The sequence below is a fragment of the Flavobacterium melibiosi genome (assembly GCF_048158545.1).
Classification (GTDB): Bacteria; Bacteroidota; Bacteroidia; order Flavobacteriales; family Flavobacteriaceae; genus Flavobacterium; species Flavobacterium melibiosi.
The window spans coordinates 101,197-117,590 of sequence record NZ_JBLNKU010000002.1 but is presented as its reverse complement, the minus strand read 5'-3'; the positions used below and the strand labels follow the sequence as shown (position 1 = coordinate 117,590).

Sequence of the window (16,394 nt, the reverse complement as noted above, 5' to 3'; positions counted from 1 at the left end):
ATTAAATTTCTATATCATCTAATAATTGAAAAGTAAGTTTTGCTAATCTTAGCGATTTTTCAAAATTGGTTATTAGTTATTTCTAATTTCTTACTAGTTCAGTGGTATTGGTACTAAAAAAATAATATATAATGGCTATTCTAAAACACTAAATCTTCAATAAACTCTTTTTAAAAATTTCTAAATCCATTTTATTATTATCAAATTTTTTAAATTTAATTTATGGCATATCCAATTTTATGAAAAAAATAATTCCTTCTTTGTTATTAATTTGATAGTAAAATAACTTGTGAATTTTTAAATGGCGACAATATTTTCGCCTTCAAAAAAACAAGTAACACAATAAATATCGTTTATATATTCTCCTCCTAAATCTTTTTCATAAAGAGAATCAAATAATTGATTGTCTATAGATAATCTATCTATTGTATAAAGTGTTTCACCTATTCGTACAGATCGTCGAATAACTTTATAACTATTAATTTCTTTTAAAAATAATTCTTTGAATGGTTTTCTAAATTGAGCCATAGTTTAATGATTAATTGTTAAGCTTTATAAGATTGTTGAAATCAATCTTTTCTAATTGATTTCAAATTTAGCTTTTAATTTTTAAACTTTGTTGGGCTTTGTTTGAATAATTGGGGTTTAAACACAAGCTATTTTCAAGAATAGTAATTGAAGTTAAATATAAACCTAAACTACTTTTTTTGACACAATTTTACGATTTGCCGTAAACGGTATTTTAAAATAAATTTAAAATAATGGAAAAGCTTTAATTTTGAGTGATTATTTTTTTATTACTTCACAAAAATTTGACAAAATACATTTATTACTTTGAAAAAGTGTTTTTACAATTATTTTTGAATAATAAACCCATTAAACAAAAAATCGATAATTTTATCTAACTAGAAATTTATTTAAAAAGGCATACTTGAATTTGGAAAAGTAAACTATCCCAAAAACGCTTTCAATTCCTCATAACTTTTAATTTTTTACGCTCACTCTTTCCTTTCTTAAAACACTTTCAATTTGTGTAGGAATTGGCAGTTTTACGTTTAATGTTGGTTCTACGGTATCGAAAATTTTATCAGATAGGCAGTTTCTAAGAAAATACAAATAGCATTAGAGAAAATTGTCAAAGCCTTTGCGTATATTCTCCATTATTGTTCTGTCATTATCTGATAATTTTGTTATTGTAGAAATCAAGAACGATAGTAATCCTTAAAAATAAATTTATGGAACAGAAACTGTCCCTTCCGCCATTTGACATGGAAACTGCTTTGCAAAAAGTACAACTGGCCGAAGATGCCTGGAACAGCAAAAACCCGGAACGAATTGCATTAGCGTATACCATAGACACCGAATAGTGCAACCGAACCGAGTTCATCAACGGTAGGGAAGCGGTTAAGGAATTTTTGAAACACAAATGGAAAAAAGAGTTGGATTACAAACTCAAAAAAGAGCTTTGGGGTTTTCGTGAAAACCGAATGGCCGTTCGTTTTGAGGATGAATACCACAACACCGAAGCACAATGATTTAGAGCTTACGTAAACGAAAACTGGGAGTTTGACGAGAACGGTTTGATGCGCAAACGCTTGCCAGTATTAATGATTTGGCTATTGAAGAAAAAGATAGAAAGTTTAGATAATACACCTTATTTATGACTCATGAAATGTACATATTTTAAGCAATTCCAAAAAAGAAATCTGGCTCTCAAACTATTTGCTTTTGAAGATAATAGTCCTTTTTATCACCTGTATCGGCTGAATTATTTGTAACTAATTCCCACAAAAAAACCGACTAAAAATCACTTCTCAGTCGGTTTGTGTTTTAAAATACATTTTAAAAGACTATCCTAAAAACGCTTTCAATTCCTCGTACGTTTTAATTTTTGTACTCACTTTTTCCTTTCCTAATACGCTTTCAATTTGAGTAGGAATTGGCAGTTTTACGTTTAATGTTGGTTCTACGGTGTCCAAAAACTTAATCGGGTGTGCGGTTTCTAAGAAAATACCAATCGCATTCGGGTGGTTTTGTAATTCTTTTTTCAATCCTAAATAGCCAACTGCTCCGTGAGGTTCTGCGATGTAACCGTCAGTATTATAAATGGTTTTCATCGCTGCAATAGTTTCCTCATCATTGAAAGTAAACGAAGAAAAATCTTTTTTGAATTGTTCTAAATCATTGTGGTACATTTCCTGAATTCGGATAAAATTACTTGGATTCCCAACATCCATCGCATTCGAAATCGTCGCTATCGAAGGTTTTGGATCGTAAATTCCTTTTTCTAAAAATCGTGGAACCGTATCATTCACATTCGTAGCCGCTACAAAATGTTCAATAGGCAAGCCCATTTTTTTGGCGATGATACCTGCACAAATATTTCCAAAATTCCCACTTGGACAAGAGAAAACTAATGGTTTGTTTTGTTTTTTTAATGCTTTATAGGCAAAGAAGAAATAAAACATTTGTGGCAACCAGCGTGCAATATTTATAGAATTCGCTGAAGTCAAGTTTTTATGTTTTAAACTTTCATCCAAGAACGCTTTTTTGACCATATCCTGACAATCATCAAAAACGCCGTCTACTTCAAGCGCTTTAATATTCTGTCCTAAAGTTGTCAGTTGTCTTTCCTGAATATCGCTCACTTTTCCGGATGGATACAGGATAATCACTTCCACACCTTTTACGCCAAGGAAACCACTCGCTACAGCACCACCGGTATCACCGGAAGTAGCTACAAGAACGGTGTTTTTACTGTCTTTGTTGTCTTTATTAAAGTAACCCAAACAACGCGACATGAAACGCGCGCCTACGTCCTTGAAAGCCATCGTTGGACCATGAAACAATTCAAGGGAGTAAATACCTTTTTCTACTTCAACCACAGGGAAATCAAAACACAAAGTTTCGGCAATGATTTGTTTTAAAGTGGCTTCCGGGATTTCGTCACCTACAAATTGTTGAATCGCTTCAAAAGCAATTTCCTCGTTGCTTAAATTTTCAATAGTTTCAAAAAAAGCAGGGGATAAAGGGGTAATAGTTTCCGGAAAATACAATCCTTTATCTGTTGCTAATCCTTGTATTACGGCTTCTTGAAAAGAAACTTTGGGTGCGTTATGGTTTAAACTGTAATATTTCATTATGTATACTAATTTTAGAATCCCCACCCCAACCCTCCCCAAAGGGAAGGGAGACGAAACTGGATTCAGTATGTGTTATTGTAATTTTAAAATCACTATTTTTTTATTCCCCCTTCAGGGGGCTAGGGGGCTATTATTTTCATTCCTTCATCATTCACTTTAGAAACGTGAATTTCATACGGTAAATTCATTGCATCGTATACAGCGCTCATGGCTTTGGCGATTTTATCAGCGGTTTCCTTTCCTTTGCTTAAAGCAAAAATTGAAGGACCTGAACCTGATATTCCGGAACCTAAAGCTCCGTTTTCTAAAGCAGTTTGCTTGATTAAATCGAACCCTGGAATCAAGACACTTCGCAATGGTTCGACGATTTCATCATGTAACGAACGTCCGATTAAATCGTAATCTTTAGTGTACAATCCAGCTACTAATCCGCCCACATTTCCCCATTGCGTAATAGCACTTTTCAAGGAAACGGTTTGTTTCAATACGGAACGTGCATCAGATGTTTTCAACTCAATTTGAGGATGAACCACAGTGGCGTACAATTCGGAAGGACTTTCTATTTTGATAATGTCTAAAGGATTCGAACTTCTTACCAACGTAAAGCCACCCAAAAGGGCAGGAGCAACGTTATCGGCATGAGCGTTTCCACTGGCTAATTTTTCACCTTGCATAGCGAATAAAACCAGTTCTTTTCGGGTAAACGGACGTCCCAATAATTCATTGATGCCAAAAACAGCACCGGCTGAACTTGCGGCACTACTGCCAATTCCGCTTCCGGCTTTGATGTGTTTGTAGATTTCGATCTCAAATCCAAATTCCGTTTCAATGGCTTCCAACATCGCCAAAGCAGATACTCCAGCAACATTTTTTTCGGTTTCCAAAGGCAAGTCGGCACCCACAATTTTAGTGATACGAATCCCTTTTATGTCTGATTTTCGAATAATCATTTCGTCACCCGCAGTTTCTAAACAAAGCCCAAGGACATCAAATCCACAGGATAGATTGGCGATTGTGGCGGGGCAAAATATTTTTATTTCATTCATAGTTTTTATTTTTTTTGCCACTAAGGCACAAAGACACAATGTTTTTTATCCATTTTCAAATTGAAAACTGCGACTGAACACTGACCACTAATTAAACGTTTCCAATTCTGATTACATCAGCAAATATTCCTGAAGCGGTAACTGCAGCTCCGGCACCGGCACCTTTTATTAATAAAGGTTGGTCTACATAACGGTCAGTGAAAAACAATACAATATTGTCTTTTCCTTCCAGATTGTAAAAAGGATGGTCTTTAGGAATGAATCGCAATCCAACATTTGCTTTTCCGTTTTCGAATTGCGCTACATATTTCAAACGAGATTCTTTGCTCAACGCTTCCTTATAAATAGTTTCAAAATGAGAGGCGTGTTTCAGTAAAGATTCAAAAAACGCTTCATTTGAAGTTGTTTCGAGACATTCAGCAGGCATAAAAGATTCGTTGGCAATCTCGTCAATTTCCATTTTATAACCACTTTCTCTGATCAGGATTAATATCTTTCTGGCAACGTCAATTCCGCTTAAATCAATCTTAGGGTCCGGTTCTGTAAATCCTTGTACGCCAGCTTCTTTAACAACATCATGAAAAGTATTATTTTCATCAAAATTATTAAAAATAAAGTTCAAACTTCCTGATAAAACAGCCTGAATTTTATTCACTTTATCACCTGAGGCAATCAAGTTTTTTACGGTATCAATAATTGGTAATCCAGCTCCAACGTTGGTTTCAAATAGAAAAGGAGCGTTGAATTGTCTGGATAGTTTTTTTAGTTTTTTATAATTGTCATACTCAGAAGCACAGGCAATTTTATTACAAGTTACTACGGCAATATTGCGTTTTAAATATTGTTCGTAGGTTTTTGATACGCTTTCGTTGGCAGTAATATCAACAAAAATACTGTTGCGTAAATTGAGTTCTTTTACATTCGAAATGAATTTTTCTTTGTCAGCAGGTTCTCCAGTTTCTAATAAGAACTGCCATTCTTTTAAAGAGATTCCGTCTTCATCAAAATACATTTTTCGTGAATTTGACAAAGCGATAACGCGTAGGTTTATTTTCAGATTGTCTTTTAGGAATTTCTTTTGTTGGTGAATTTGTTCGATGAATTTCTCACCCACATTTCCAACGCCCATTACAAACAGGTTTAATTGTTTGGTGTTTTCTTCAAAAAAGTTTTCGTGTAATGTATTCAATGCTTTCTTTACATCTCTTTCGTTGATAACCGCCGAAATATTTCTTTCGGAAGCACCTTGAGCAATCGCTCGGATGTTTACGTTATTTTTACCCAAAGTGCTAAACATTCGTCCGCTTAAACCTTGGTGATTTTTCATGTTTTCGCCAACCAGAGCAATAATGCAAAGGTTTTTCTCAACGATACACGGATCAATTTTGTTTTGTAAAATCTCAATTTCAAAAGCTTTATTGATGGCTTCTTCAGCAATATCAGCATCCGAATTTAAAATTCCAATACAGATTGAATGCTCCGATGAAGCTTGAGTAATGAAAATTACATTGATGCTTTCCTGCGATAATACTTCAAAAAGCCTTTTTGACGAACCCGTAACACCAATCATTCCTGGTCCTTCAAGTGTAATCAAAGTAATATTGTCGATATGGCTAATTCCTTTTACAGGATTAGTGTGAGCCATTTCCTGATTTGAAATATAAGTTCCTTCGGCTTCCGGTTCAAAAGTATTTTTGATATGAATTGGAATATTCTTTCTCAATACCGGTTGAATCGTTGGCGGATATAGAACTTTGGCACCAAAATGCGATAACTCCATCGCTTCCTGATAGGAGATGAAGGCAATAGGTTGTGCTTGTTTTACAATTTTTGGATTGGCAGTAAACATTCCGTTTACGTCGGTCCAAATTTCCAAATCAGATGCATTCACTGCTCCAGCGATAATTGCGGCAGTATAATCGGAACCACCACGACCTAAAGTAGTGTTGATGCCATCAAGTGATGCTGCAATAAATCCGGGCATTACAACCGCTTGATTTTCATTCGAAGCAAAGAAATCAGCAATTAGTTGATTTGAAACTTCAAAATTTACGGTAGCTTTTCCGAAATGATTATCCGTTTTTATTAATTCGCGGCTGTCTTTATAACCGCTGTTTTTCAGATTTTGTTTTAATGCTTCAGAGATTATGTAAGAAGACAATAATTCACCAAAGCTTAAAATAGTGTCAGAAGTTCTGGCGGATAATTCCCCCAAAAGAAAACAACCGTCCAGTAACGTTTCAAGATGATTTACAATTCTTTTTATATGGCTTAACAGACTGCTTTGTTCACTTACAGGAATAAATTCTTTTAAGGCATCTAAATGTTTTTTCTCTATTTCGGCAAGAATATCTTTGAAACTTTCATCTCCGGCAGCCGCTTTTTGGGAAGCAAGCTGAAGCATGTCAGTAACTTTACTAAAAGCAGAAACCACTACTACTAATTTTTCTTCTTTTGCTTTATTGATGACGATATCTAGTACCAGTTTTATATTTTGTGCATTGGCAACCGAAGTTCCGCCAAATTTTAATACTTTCATTGTATATGTTTTATTTTAAAAATGCAATGTTTTTTATACATCCAAAATCTTTCTCCTTTCAGGAAAAAGTATAATAAATAGGATTATATGTAAAATGAATACCCCTAAGGGGTAGTTGTAGTTGTTGTAGCAGTAAATGTAACAGAAATTGCAACCCAGTTTTGAGTTGTTATCGAAGATTGATATGTTGATCTGTTGTTTACCATTTTGATACCCCAAAAGTACAGTTTTTTATAAAAACCAAAACATTAAATTCAGTTTTTGCGAATATTTTAAAAATTCAATCGCATTTGGATTAAAAATAAATATTTTTCAATGAATATCCTTTTAGTTGATGCGATTCTTATAATTGTCGCGATTTTATAACGTTGTTGAGTTGTTGCAGCTCGCTTTTGATTAAACTTAAATTCTAAATTCATTCCTATTTGTATTCAATACGATCTGAATTTCTTTAATTTTATGCCAATAAATTAGTTCATAGTATAAATCTAACCAGTATTCTAAATTAAGAATTTCAATGAACTTTGAATATAGGATAATTTGCATGAAATCTATTATTTGGTTTTTTTATGGTATGAATTTTGAATTATTGTTAAAAAATGTTGCTTTTTAATATTGATTTATTCAATTTTGGGCACTTAAATACAATTGGAATGGAAAACACACATTATATAAGCACTGAAGTACTTTCATTAGAGGTTTTAAACGAGATTATCGCGCATCAAAAAACAATAGCATTATCAGACGAGGCAAAAATAAATATCCAGAAATGCAGGGATTATTTGGATAAAAAAATGGCCACGCATTCAGCACCTATCTATGGAATTAATACTGGTTTTGGTTCGCTTTGTAATGTGAAAATTTCGAATGAAAACTTATCGAAATTGCAAGAAAATCTAGTGAAATCACATTCTTGCGGAACAGGTGAGGAAGTTCCGAATGAAGTTGTTAAATTGATGTTGTTGCTTAAAATTCAATCGTTGAGTTATGGTCATTCCGGAATTCAATTGCAAACAGTGGAGCGCTTGATTGCATTTTATAATAATGATATTTTACCTGTAATTTATACGCAAGGTTCGCTAGGCGCTTCGGGTGATTTAGCTCCATTGGCACATCTGTCTTTGCCTTTATTAGGTGAAGGTGATGTGAATTTTGAAGGTAAAAAAGTGCATTCCAGTGAAGTTTTGAAGCGTTTTAATTGGGAACCGATTGTTTTGCAATCCAAAGAAGGTTTGGCTTTATTGAACGGTACTCAGTTTATGAGTGCTTATGGCGCACATATTTTGATGAAAGCGAATAAATTTTCTTATTTAGCGGATTTGATAGGAACTATTTCTCTTGAAGGATTTGATGGCAGGATCGAACCTTTTCATGAGTTGATTCATTTTATTCGTCCTCACAAAGGGCAAATTGTAACGGCTAATCGTATAAAAGGTTTTCTGGAAGGAAGCGAAATCATTGAGCAAGAAAAAACGCATGTTCAAGATCCGTATTCTTTTAGATGCATGCCACAAGTTCACGGTGCTTCAAAGGATGCTTTTGATTATGTAAAGAAAGTGTTTAAAACGGAAATCAATTCGGTGACGGATAATCCTAATATATTTATAGAAAGTGACCAAATCATTTCTGGAGGTAATTTTCATGGTCAACCATTAGCGTTGGCATTGGATTTTATGGCAATTGCTTTGGCGGAATTAGGAAGTATTTCGGAGCGAAGAACCTATCAATTAATTTCAGGTTTGCGAAATCTTCCGGCATTTTTAGTAGATAATCCTGGATTGAATTCAGGTTTAATGATTCCACAATATACAGCTGCCAGTATTGCAAGTCAGAACAAGCAACTCGCAACACCTTCTAGTATTGATAGTATTGTGTCTAGTAACGGACAGGAAGATCATGTAAGTATGGGGGCAAACGGCGCTACAAAAGCCTTACGAGTTATGGATAATCTGGAGCGAATTTTAGCGATAGAATTGATGAATGCCTCACAAGCCATAGAATATAGAAGACCATTGCAATCCAGTGATTTTATCGAAATGTTTTTAAATGCATATCGTGAGGGAGTTCCTTTGGTAAAAGAAGATCGAATTTTGCATTATGACATTGAAAAAACGGTTTCTTTTTTGAATAGTTTTCAAATAGAAGATGATTTGTTAACGATAGCTTAACATTATCTTAAAATAATGAGCTAATTTTGCAGTTCAAAAATCCAATAAAATGTCAATAAATAGTATTTTCCAGTTTTTAGTTCCAAAAGACAAAAAATTCTTTCCTCTTTTTGAAGAAGCATCCAGTAATTTAATTGAATTAGCTTCAAATTTACACGAAGCAGTGAACCTTCCTTTGAAAGAAAGAGAAGTTCTTTTTCAAAAAATTGATGCTTTGGAGCAAAAAGGAGAAGACATTACACGTCAGACAAATTTGGAATTGAGTAGAAACTTTATCACTCCTTTTGATAGAGAAGACATTCACTCCTTGATTACTTCAATTGATAATGTTGCCGATAATCTTCACGGAGCTGCCAGCAGAATGAGATTGTATCAGGTAGATAAGATTACAAAATCAATCAGAAAATTGACAGAAATAAATCTTGAAGCGTGTCAAAATATTGATGTAGCGGTTAAAGAATTAAGAAATTTCAAGAAAATAAAGAATATTACGGATGCTTGCGCACGAATCAGCAAGTTGGAAAATAAATCCGATACTGTTTATAATAAAGCAGTATTCGAAATATTTGAAAATGAAACCGATGTAAAAAACATTATCAAATATAAAGAGGTATTGTCAGTTTTAGAATCGGCAACTGATAAATGTAAGAGTGTGGCAAGTGTTTTAGAATCAATCGCTGTAAAGCATTCTTAATTCAATCAGTTTTATTCTGAAATAATATTTTATGGAATTTACTTTACTAATAGTTATTATAGTTCTGGCTTTAATTTTTGATTACATCAATGGTTTTCATGATGCGGCAAATGCTATAGCTACCGTTGTTGCCACAAAAGTTTTGACGCCTTTTCAAGCGGTACTTTGGGCTGCTTTTTTTAATTTTTTGGCCTATTGGGTTTTTGGTTTTGGAGTTGCTGATACAGTTGCTAAAACCGCGAATACAATGGACATCAATCTGGTTGTAATTCTCGCTGGTATAATTGCTGCTATTTGTTGGAATTTGTTGACCTGGTGGCTTGGAATACCTTCGAGTTCATCTCATACTTTAATTGGTGGATTTGCTGGAGCAGCAATTGCACATGCTGGTTTTGAAGTTGTATCATGGTATAAGGAAGGGAAAGATGGCGGAATGCCTTCAGGTGTTTTAATAATTGTTGCTTTCATTATTTTGGCACCGTTATTAGGCGCTTTGATTTCCTATTTAATATCCATTTGGCTTTTGAGTTCTTCCAAAAAAAGCATTTATCCAAAATTATTTACCCTATCTCTTATAGCATTGACTATCTGGTTTGTTGAAAGCCAAATGTTATATTATGATCAGATTGAAAAACCTCGTTTCGATTCTCCTTTTTGGAGTGTTGTATTTGAAGCACATAATATCAAATGGTTTTTAGTGGCATTCATTGTTTTGTCTGTTAGTTTCTTTTGTTTGATTTTTAGTAGTTTAAACCTTAGTCAGGCAACAGAATGGTTAAAAAAGATGCAATTATTATCTTCCGCGGCCTTTAGTTTAGGGCATGGTGGAAATGATTCCCAAAAAGTAATGGGTATTATAGCCGCCGCAGTTGCGGTTTATATTCATACTAGTGGAGTGGCGCAGGAAAGTTTACCAAGTTGGTTAGACGTGGTGCTTCCTAAAGAAGACGGAACGTTTAAAATGCCGGCATGGATTCCTTTAGCCTGTTATTCTGCTATTGCAGCGGGAACTTTAAGTGGTGGTTGGAAAATTGTAAAAACAATGGGTTCTAAAATTACCAAAGTAACTTCTTTTGAAGGTGTTGCTGCTGAAACAGCAGGAGCTCTAACCTTGTATTTTACAGAACATTTAAAAATTCCTGTAAGTACAACACATACTATTACTGGTTCTATTATTGGAGTTGGTTTAACAAAACGTGTTTCTGCAGTTCGTTGGGGAGTGACAGTAAGTTTAGTTTGGGCATGGGTATTAACTATTCCTATTTCGGCTATTTTAGCAGCTTTAATTTACTATTTCCTTAGTTTGTTTTTATAATTTTAGATTTTAAAATTCATATAAAAAAACCATTCTTACTGAGAATGGTTTTTTTTATGTCTTTTCAATTTTCAATTTTTTAAAATAAAAGATCCTGTATTTCTTCCGTTTTGTCAAATACGCTTTTTGCGAAAGGACATAAAGGCAAGATTTTAAGATTATTCAACCTTGCATATTGCACTGCTTCCATTACCAGTTTTTTGCCCACGCTTTGTCCTGCAAATTCATCATTTACTTCGGTATGGTCAATGATGAATTTATCGCTTCCAGCCCAAGTATAGGTCATTCTTCCTGCTTCTATTTCGTTGTCTGATGCTCTAAAATAGCCTTTTTTAATTTCGTTTATTTGTTCAATTATCATAATTTTTAATTTAATTCGGTTGTAATTTCGATAGGATTAGTTAATATTTGGTGCATTGGACATCTATCGGCAATGTTTAATAATCGTGCTCTTTGTGCATTGTCTAAGTTCCCTAATAATTGAATGTTGCGCATTATTTTCGATTTATTTTCCGTTGCATCTTTTTCAAAAGTGACTTCAACTTTTATATCTGTTAAATCCCATCCTTTTCGGTTTGCATACATGCGTAACGTGATGCAAGTGCAAGCTGCTAATGAGGAAGCCAGTAATTCTTTTGGCGCAAAGCCTAAATCTTTTCCTCCAGCACTTTCAGGCTCATCTGAAATGATTTTATTATTGGCGGATTCAATTTCTGTTTTATAAAGTTCTGTGCCAATGTGCGCTTTTATTTTAATCATAATTGCTATTTTTTCTTTTGCTCCGGAAGTGGAACAAATTCGCTTTCGCCTGGAACTTTATCAAAAGTTTGTGCCAACCATTTCTCTTTTGCCTTTTCAATCAGTTCTTTGGTTGAAGCGACAAAATTCCAATAAATAATCCGTTCTTCGGGAAAAGGTTCTCCTCCAAAAATATAAATGGTTGTGTTTTCTGCCATATCAAAGGTGCAGAGTTTACTGTCTTTGGCAATCAAAATTTGCTTTGGCCCAAAAACATTACCTTCACTTTCGATACTGCCTTCTAAAATGTATAAAGCGCTTTCGCCAAATAAGTCTTTGCCAATAGTTACCGTTTGACGCTTGGTACTTTTTAGTTCTAAAAGATAAAGCGGACTGTAAACTGGAACAGGTGATTTTTTGCCAAGCACTTCTCCGGCTATAAGTTTGAAAGCAATATTGTCAGCTTTCCATTCTGGAATTTCATTTTCGGGTACGTGGAAAAAAGAAGGTTCCATTTCTTCCAACTCTTTCGGTAAAGCCACCCAAATTTGAAGTCCATGTAACATTTTATTAGAACTACGCAAATACTCAGGTGTTCGTTCAGAATGGACAATCCCTTTTCCTGCAGTCATCCAATTGATTTGTCCGGGTTTGATTTCCATTTCAGTTCCCAAGCTGTCTTTGTGCATAATGCTCCCTTCAAACAAATAGGTCAAAGTAGAAAGCCCAATATGCGGATGTGGCGGAACATCTAAATTTTCATAATCGCTCATGCAGGTTGGTCCCATGTGATCGATGAATGCAAATGGTCCAACCATTCTTTTTTCTCGAAAGGGAAGCAATCGCCCAACCATAAAGTTGCCAATATTGCTCGGACGTTCTTCTATTATTAATTTTATATTTGACATTTTTTATGTTTTAAACAATAAATTTAAGAAAATGTGACTACTGGTATACTACAAATATCTTTATTTTTTGCAACGAAGACACAAAGGCACTAAGTCTTAATCTTTTTAATTTTATGGTATTAAATTAAACTATTATACTTTGTGAAACTTATTTTCCTTGCGTCTTTGTGTCAGTATTTATTAACTTAGTAGTTAAAACTGAAACTTGAATAAATACAAGGAAATTATTCTTCCAAATAACCGAATTTTCCCATATTCACATCGTTGAATGCTTGCATAATTTCGGCTTGGGTGTTCATCACAAACGGACCGTGCGCTGCAATTGGTTCATTGATAGGTTCGCCGCTTAATATTAAAACGATTGTATTTTCAGTTGCTTCAATGGTAAATGTTTCACCATCGTTTTGAAACAGTGCAAAATGGTTGGCTGGAACATTTTCAACATCATTAACTTTTATGCTTCCTTCAATTACTAATAAACCAGTGTTGTAATTTGCAGGGAAATTGAAGGATGCTTTTGCTCCTTTATTCAATTTGGCATTTAGTAAATGAACAGGAGTGAAAGTCGAAGCGGTACCTTTTACATTTTCGTAATGTCCCGCTATAACTTCAATCACGCCGCCATTTTCAGGAAGTTCGAATTTGTTGATTTGGTCATTGGTAATTCCTTGGTATTTTGGTGTTGACATTTTATCCTTTGCAGGAAGGTTGACCCAAAGTTGCACCATTTGAAAATCACCACCATTTTTACTGAACTCTTCTTCGTGGTATTCTTTATGTAAAATTCCTGAAGCTGCAGTCATCCATTGTACATCACCTTCGCCAATGACACCGCTGTTTCCTGAACTGTCGTGATGCGCTACTTTTCCCTTATAAGCTATAGTAACGGTTTCAAAACCTCTATGTGGATGGACACTAACGCCTCTAGGTTGATCTGTTGGCGGGAAGTAGAATTTAGAATTATAATCCATCATAATAAATGGACTCATTCTTTTCATGTCTAAATTATGACCACTCGGAATAAAATTATGCACTCTAAATCCGTCACCAACCATGTGAGGTGTAGGTGGAGCCAATACTAATTCAATATTTTTTGTTTTCATTTCGCTATCTTATTTTAAATTATAGTACAAATTTACTATAGATTAAAACCAGATGCATTGATGTAGGATAAGAAATGAATTTGTATGAATTAATAGGGTTTGAAATTTCTTTTGGCTAATTCTTTGCGAACTCTACTTAGGGTTTCGGGCGTAATTCCTAAATACGAAGCAATCATCCATTGTGGAATGCGTAAAGTAAGACTTGGGTAAATAGTTATAAAATCTAAATACCGTTGTTCAGCTGTTGCTCCCAATAAGAGATTTACTCGTTTTTGAAGTTGCCGAATGTGATTGTGCAAAGCAATATTGTCCTGTTGTCGAAAAGAAATACTAATTTCGGCTGCGGCATCGATGAAATTTTTATCGATAAAAACAATTTCCGTTTCTTCAATAGCATCAATAAATAATTCAGAAGGTTCGTTAAAATAAGAACTGCTTCTGTCCGAAATAATCCAATTCTCCGATGCAAATTGAATGATGTGTTCCTTTCCAGTTTCGTCAATGGTATAGGAACGCAATAATCCTTTAGAAACAAAAAAGGAGTGCTGACAAATAGCTCCCTGATGGAGAAGGATAGTTCCTTTTTCTACTTTTTTGGATTGCAACGTTCCGGTAATAGAAAGGAATTGTTCGTCCGTTAGATTGTTTTTGGATTGAAAGTATGTTTTGAATGAATCAAGCATAATTATTTCAGGATTGCAGAGATATTCTTGTAAAAATATTTTTGAGTTGGTTTATATCTAGTTTATTCCACTCAAATTTTTATGGATGCGTTTTCGTTTGTAATGGGTTTGTTTTAAATTTTCATTACCGGATATAATACTGATGTTGCCATCAATCTCAAGCATAGCTAGTTTTACGTCTTTAAAAAACTCGATTCCATGTTCCCGCATCGCTTCTTTTAATTCATCAGAAGAAATGTTTAATTTGCTTAATGCTTTAAAATCCAGATTTCCATCATGAATTAATATTTCTGGTTTTTCCTGCATAAAATCACTAAATTTCGGGTACTTAAACATCAATTTCTTCAAGATGAAATTAATAGTAAAAAGTACAGTTGCCGCAGCCATACCACCATAAAGTGACGTGTTATTCCCAACCATTGCGTTTTGAACAGAGTTGCTTATCAATAATATTAAAATGACATCGGCAGTATTGAGTTGGGATAATTCTTTTTTTCCAAAAAGTCTCAAAGCAATAACCATGAAAAAATAAACGGCAGCACTGCGAATGATAATATCAAGATATGGATTCATGCTTTTTTAAGTTTAAAGTTTATGTTTGATTGACTAATTGAGATTTTTAGATAACGACAGATTGTTATTTCAGTTTGAAATTTTTCTCAATGGCTTTTATCATTTCCCCCGCGATGTCTTTATTGGTAGCTCCTTCGATTCCTTCCAATCCTGGAGATGAATTTACTTCCAATAATAATGGACCTTTTGAAGAACGAATAATATCAACTCCGGCTACTTTCAAATCCATCGCTTTTGCGGCTTTTATCGCAATACGTTTTTCTTCACTTGTCACTTTTATGACTGAAGCTGTTCCTCCAAGATGGATGTTAGCCCTGAATTCACCTGGCATTGCTTCCCGTTGAATAGCAGCAACTACTTTTCCGTCAATTACAAAACAACGAATGTCTTTACCGTTGGCTTCTTTGATAAATTCCTGAACTAATATATTGGCATTTAGGCTTTTGAAAGCATTAATAACACTTTCTGCTGCTTTTTTTGTTTCTGCTAATACAACACCTTTGCCTTGTGTTCCTTCGAGTAATTTAACAATTAAGGGAGAGCCTCCAACCATTTTTATCAAATCGTCCGTATCCAAAGGTGAATTTGCAAATCCTGTTGTAGGTATGTCAATTCCACTATGTAAGAGTAATTGTAAGGAATATAATTTATCGCGTGATTGGGTAATTGCGTTTGAAGAATTTAAACAAAACACATTCAAGGCTTCAAACTGTCTCGTTAAAGCACAGCCATAAAAGGTGATGCTAGGTCTAATTCTTGGAATAATAGCATCAAATTGATTTAATATTTTCCCTCCACGGTAATGAATTTCCGGTGTTTTTGCATCCAGCTTCATATAACATTCTTTGATATTCAAAAAATGCATTTCGTGACCACGCATTTCACCCGCCTCCATAATACGTTTGTTGCTGTATAATTCTGGGTTACTGGCTAAAAGGCCAATGCGCAGACCTGAACTGGCTTTTTCAGAATTTTTATATAGTTCTTTCAAGCTATCTGAGGTGGGTTGTCCTAAAAGATATTTCTGTTCCGGGTCTACAAGAACCCTTCCGCTCATGGCCTCCCGACCTAAAAGCATTCTAAAACCCATGGAATCTCGATTGGTTAATGTCATTTCTATTGGCCACATTGAATCGCCAATTTTTAAGTTGGTTTGTATCACATACCGTTGTTCTCTAAATCCGCTGGAACTTTTAACAAAACGTTTATCCACTAAAGGCGCTTCACAATGAATTACCGTTTTTAGATTATTTTGAATCGGATTGATGTCAAACTTTACCCAGTTTGCTTCATTCTTGATAAAAGGGGCAATGTTTATAGCGTGTAAAGCGGATGTTTTTGCGCCTGAATCAACACGTGCTTTAATTGTTGGAATTCCTAATTCAGGAAATGAACACCATTCTTCGCTACCTAGGATAACTTTATTTTGAGACATAAATTGATTTTATTTAACCTATTTTTTAAAAACCAAATGTAAATATTTG

14 protein-coding genes and 1 pseudogene are annotated in these 16,394 nt (G+C 34.3%); 4 read left to right on the top strand and 11 right to left on the bottom strand.

Annotated elements, in window-relative coordinates; genetic code table 11:
- Window positions 1-297: 297 nt before the first annotated feature.
- Window positions 298-528 (bottom strand): hypothetical protein, encoded by a 231-nt coding sequence (locus tag ACM55F_RS02490; RefSeq protein WP_416852123.1) that lies wholly within the window; start codon window positions 526-528, stop codon window positions 298-300.
- 707 nt (window positions 529-1,235) lie between these two features.
- Between ACM55F_RS02490 and ACM55F_RS02485 the strand changes: the two are divergent.
- Window positions 1,236-1,648 (top strand): annotated as a pseudogene (locus tag ACM55F_RS02485) (DUF1348 family protein).
- A 202-nt stretch (window positions 1,649-1,850) separates the two neighbouring features.
- Here the strand turns inward: ACM55F_RS02485 and thrC are convergent.
- From thrC to thrA, 3 genes are all read right to left on the bottom strand, one after another.
- Complete coding sequence (gene thrC, locus ACM55F_RS02480; protein ID WP_416852122.1) at window positions 1,851-3,140, bottom strand: threonine synthase; 1,290 nt, start codon at window positions 3,138-3,140, stop codon at window positions 1,851-1,853.
- Between the two features lie 122 nt (window positions 3,141-3,262).
- A complete protein-coding gene (locus tag ACM55F_RS02475; protein WP_416852121.1) occupies window positions 3,263-4,189 on the bottom strand; it encodes a homoserine kinase in 927 nt (308 codons plus the stop codon).
- Window positions 4,190-4,280: 91 nt separating this feature from the next.
- Complete coding sequence (gene thrA / locus ACM55F_RS02470) at window positions 4,281-6,728, bottom strand: bifunctional aspartate kinase/homoserine dehydrogenase I (RefSeq protein ID WP_416852120.1); 2,448 nt, start codon at window positions 6,726-6,728, stop codon at window positions 4,281-4,283.
- 653 nt (window positions 6,729-7,381) lie between these two features.
- Between thrA and hutH the strand changes: the two genes are divergently transcribed.
- Genes hutH through ACM55F_RS02455 form a run of 3 tightly spaced genes read left to right on the top strand, consistent with a single transcriptional unit; the run spans window position 7,382 to window position 10,905 of the window.
- Window positions 7,382-8,896 carry a histidine ammonia-lyase gene (gene hutH, locus ACM55F_RS02465; protein WP_416852119.1) on the top strand — a complete coding sequence of 505 codons (1,515 nt, stop codon included), beginning with the start codon at window positions 7,382-7,384 and terminating at the stop codon, window positions 8,894-8,896.
- A gap of 49 nt (window positions 8,897-8,945) precedes the next feature.
- Window positions 8,946-9,590, top strand: coding sequence for a DUF47 domain-containing protein (locus tag ACM55F_RS02460; protein WP_416852118.1), 645 nt, complete (start codon window positions 8,946-8,948; stop codon window positions 9,588-9,590).
- A gap of 31 nt (window positions 9,591-9,621) precedes the next feature.
- A complete protein-coding gene (locus ACM55F_RS02455; protein ID WP_416852117.1) occupies window positions 9,622-10,905 on the top strand; it encodes an inorganic phosphate transporter in 1,284 nt (427 codons plus the stop codon).
- A gap of 79 nt (window positions 10,906-10,984) precedes the next feature.
- On the opposite strand, the gene ACM55F_RS02450 is transcribed toward ACM55F_RS02455, so the two are convergent.
- The 7 genes from ACM55F_RS02450 to rimK form a co-directional block, all read right to left on the bottom strand.
- Window positions 10,985-11,266 carry a GNAT family N-acetyltransferase gene (locus ACM55F_RS02450; protein WP_416837652.1) on the bottom strand — a complete coding sequence of 94 codons (282 nt, stop codon included), beginning with the start codon at window positions 11,264-11,266 and terminating at the stop codon, window positions 10,985-10,987.
- Between the two features lie 5 nt (window positions 11,267-11,271).
- On the bottom strand, window positions 11,272-11,664 hold the full coding sequence (locus ACM55F_RS02445; protein WP_416852116.1) for an OsmC family protein: 393 nt from the start codon (window positions 11,662-11,664) through the stop codon (window positions 11,272-11,274).
- 5 nt (window positions 11,665-11,669) lie between these two features.
- Entirely contained in the window at window positions 11,670-12,551 is an 882-nt protein-coding gene (locus ACM55F_RS02440) for a pirin family protein (protein WP_416852115.1), read from the bottom strand.
- A 224-nt stretch (window positions 12,552-12,775) separates the two neighbouring features.
- Window positions 12,776-13,654: a pirin family protein gene (locus ACM55F_RS02435; protein ID WP_416852114.1), complete on the bottom strand. Its 879-nt coding sequence runs from the start codon at window positions 13,652-13,654 to the stop codon at window positions 12,776-12,778.
- 89 nt (window positions 13,655-13,743) lie between these two features.
- Entirely contained in the window at window positions 13,744-14,340 is a 597-nt protein-coding gene (locus ACM55F_RS02430) for a Crp/Fnr family transcriptional regulator (RefSeq protein ID WP_416852416.1), read from the bottom strand.
- A gap of 54 nt (window positions 14,341-14,394) precedes the next feature.
- On the bottom strand, window positions 14,395-14,910 hold the full coding sequence (locus ACM55F_RS02425) for a DUF421 domain-containing protein (protein WP_416852113.1): 516 nt from the start codon (window positions 14,908-14,910) through the stop codon (window positions 14,395-14,397).
- A 64-nt stretch (window positions 14,911-14,974) separates the two neighbouring features.
- Window positions 14,975-16,345: a 30S ribosomal protein S6--L-glutamate ligase gene (gene rimK, locus ACM55F_RS02420; protein ID WP_416837657.1), complete on the bottom strand. Its 1,371-nt coding sequence runs from the start codon at window positions 16,343-16,345 to the stop codon at window positions 14,975-14,977.
- Window positions 16,346-16,394 lie beyond the last annotated feature (49 nt).

What these genes read in the sequence shown, in the direction of transcription:
- ACM55F_RS02490 (WP_416852123.1), bottom strand. Translation starts at nt 528, where the DNA reads ATGGCTCAATTTAGAAAACCATTCAAAGAATTATTTTTAAAAGAAATT.
- thrC (WP_416852122.1), bottom strand. Translation starts at nt 3,140, where the DNA reads ATGAAATATTACAGTTTAAACCATAACGCACCCAAAGTTTCTTTTCAA.
- ACM55F_RS02475 (WP_416852121.1), bottom strand. Translation starts at nt 4,189, where the DNA reads ATGAATGAAATAAAAATATTTTGCCCCGCCACAATCGCCAATCTATCC.
- thrA (WP_416852120.1), bottom strand. Translation starts at nt 6,728, where the DNA reads ATGAAAGTATTAAAATTTGGCGGAACTTCGGTTGCCAATGCACAAAAT.
- hutH (WP_416852119.1), top strand. Translation starts at nt 7,382, where the DNA reads ATGGAAAACACACATTATATAAGCACTGAAGTACTTTCATTAGAGGTT.
- ACM55F_RS02460 (WP_416852118.1), top strand. Translation starts at nt 8,946, where the DNA reads ATGTCAATAAATAGTATTTTCCAGTTTTTAGTTCCAAAAGACAAAAAA.
- ACM55F_RS02455 (WP_416852117.1), top strand. Translation starts at nt 9,622, where the DNA reads ATGGAATTTACTTTACTAATAGTTATTATAGTTCTGGCTTTAATTTTT.
- ACM55F_RS02450 (WP_416837652.1), bottom strand. Translation starts at nt 11,266, where the DNA reads ATGATAATTGAACAAATAAACGAAATTAAAAAAGGCTATTTTAGAGCA.
- ACM55F_RS02445 (WP_416852116.1), bottom strand. Translation starts at nt 11,664, where the DNA reads ATGATTAAAATAAAAGCGCACATTGGCACAGAACTTTATAAAACAGAA.
- ACM55F_RS02440 (WP_416852115.1), bottom strand. Translation starts at nt 12,551, where the DNA reads ATGTCAAATATAAAATTAATAATAGAAGAACGTCCGAGCAATATTGGC.
- ACM55F_RS02435 (WP_416852114.1), bottom strand. Translation starts at nt 13,654, where the DNA reads ATGAAAACAAAAAATATTGAATTAGTATTGGCTCCACCTACACCTCAC.
- ACM55F_RS02425 (WP_416852113.1), bottom strand. Translation starts at nt 14,910, where the DNA reads ATGAATCCATATCTTGATATTATCATTCGCAGTGCTGCCGTTTATTTT.
- rimK (WP_416837657.1), bottom strand. Translation starts at nt 16,345, where the DNA reads ATGTCTCAAAATAAAGTTATCCTAGGTAGCGAAGAATGGTGTTCATTT.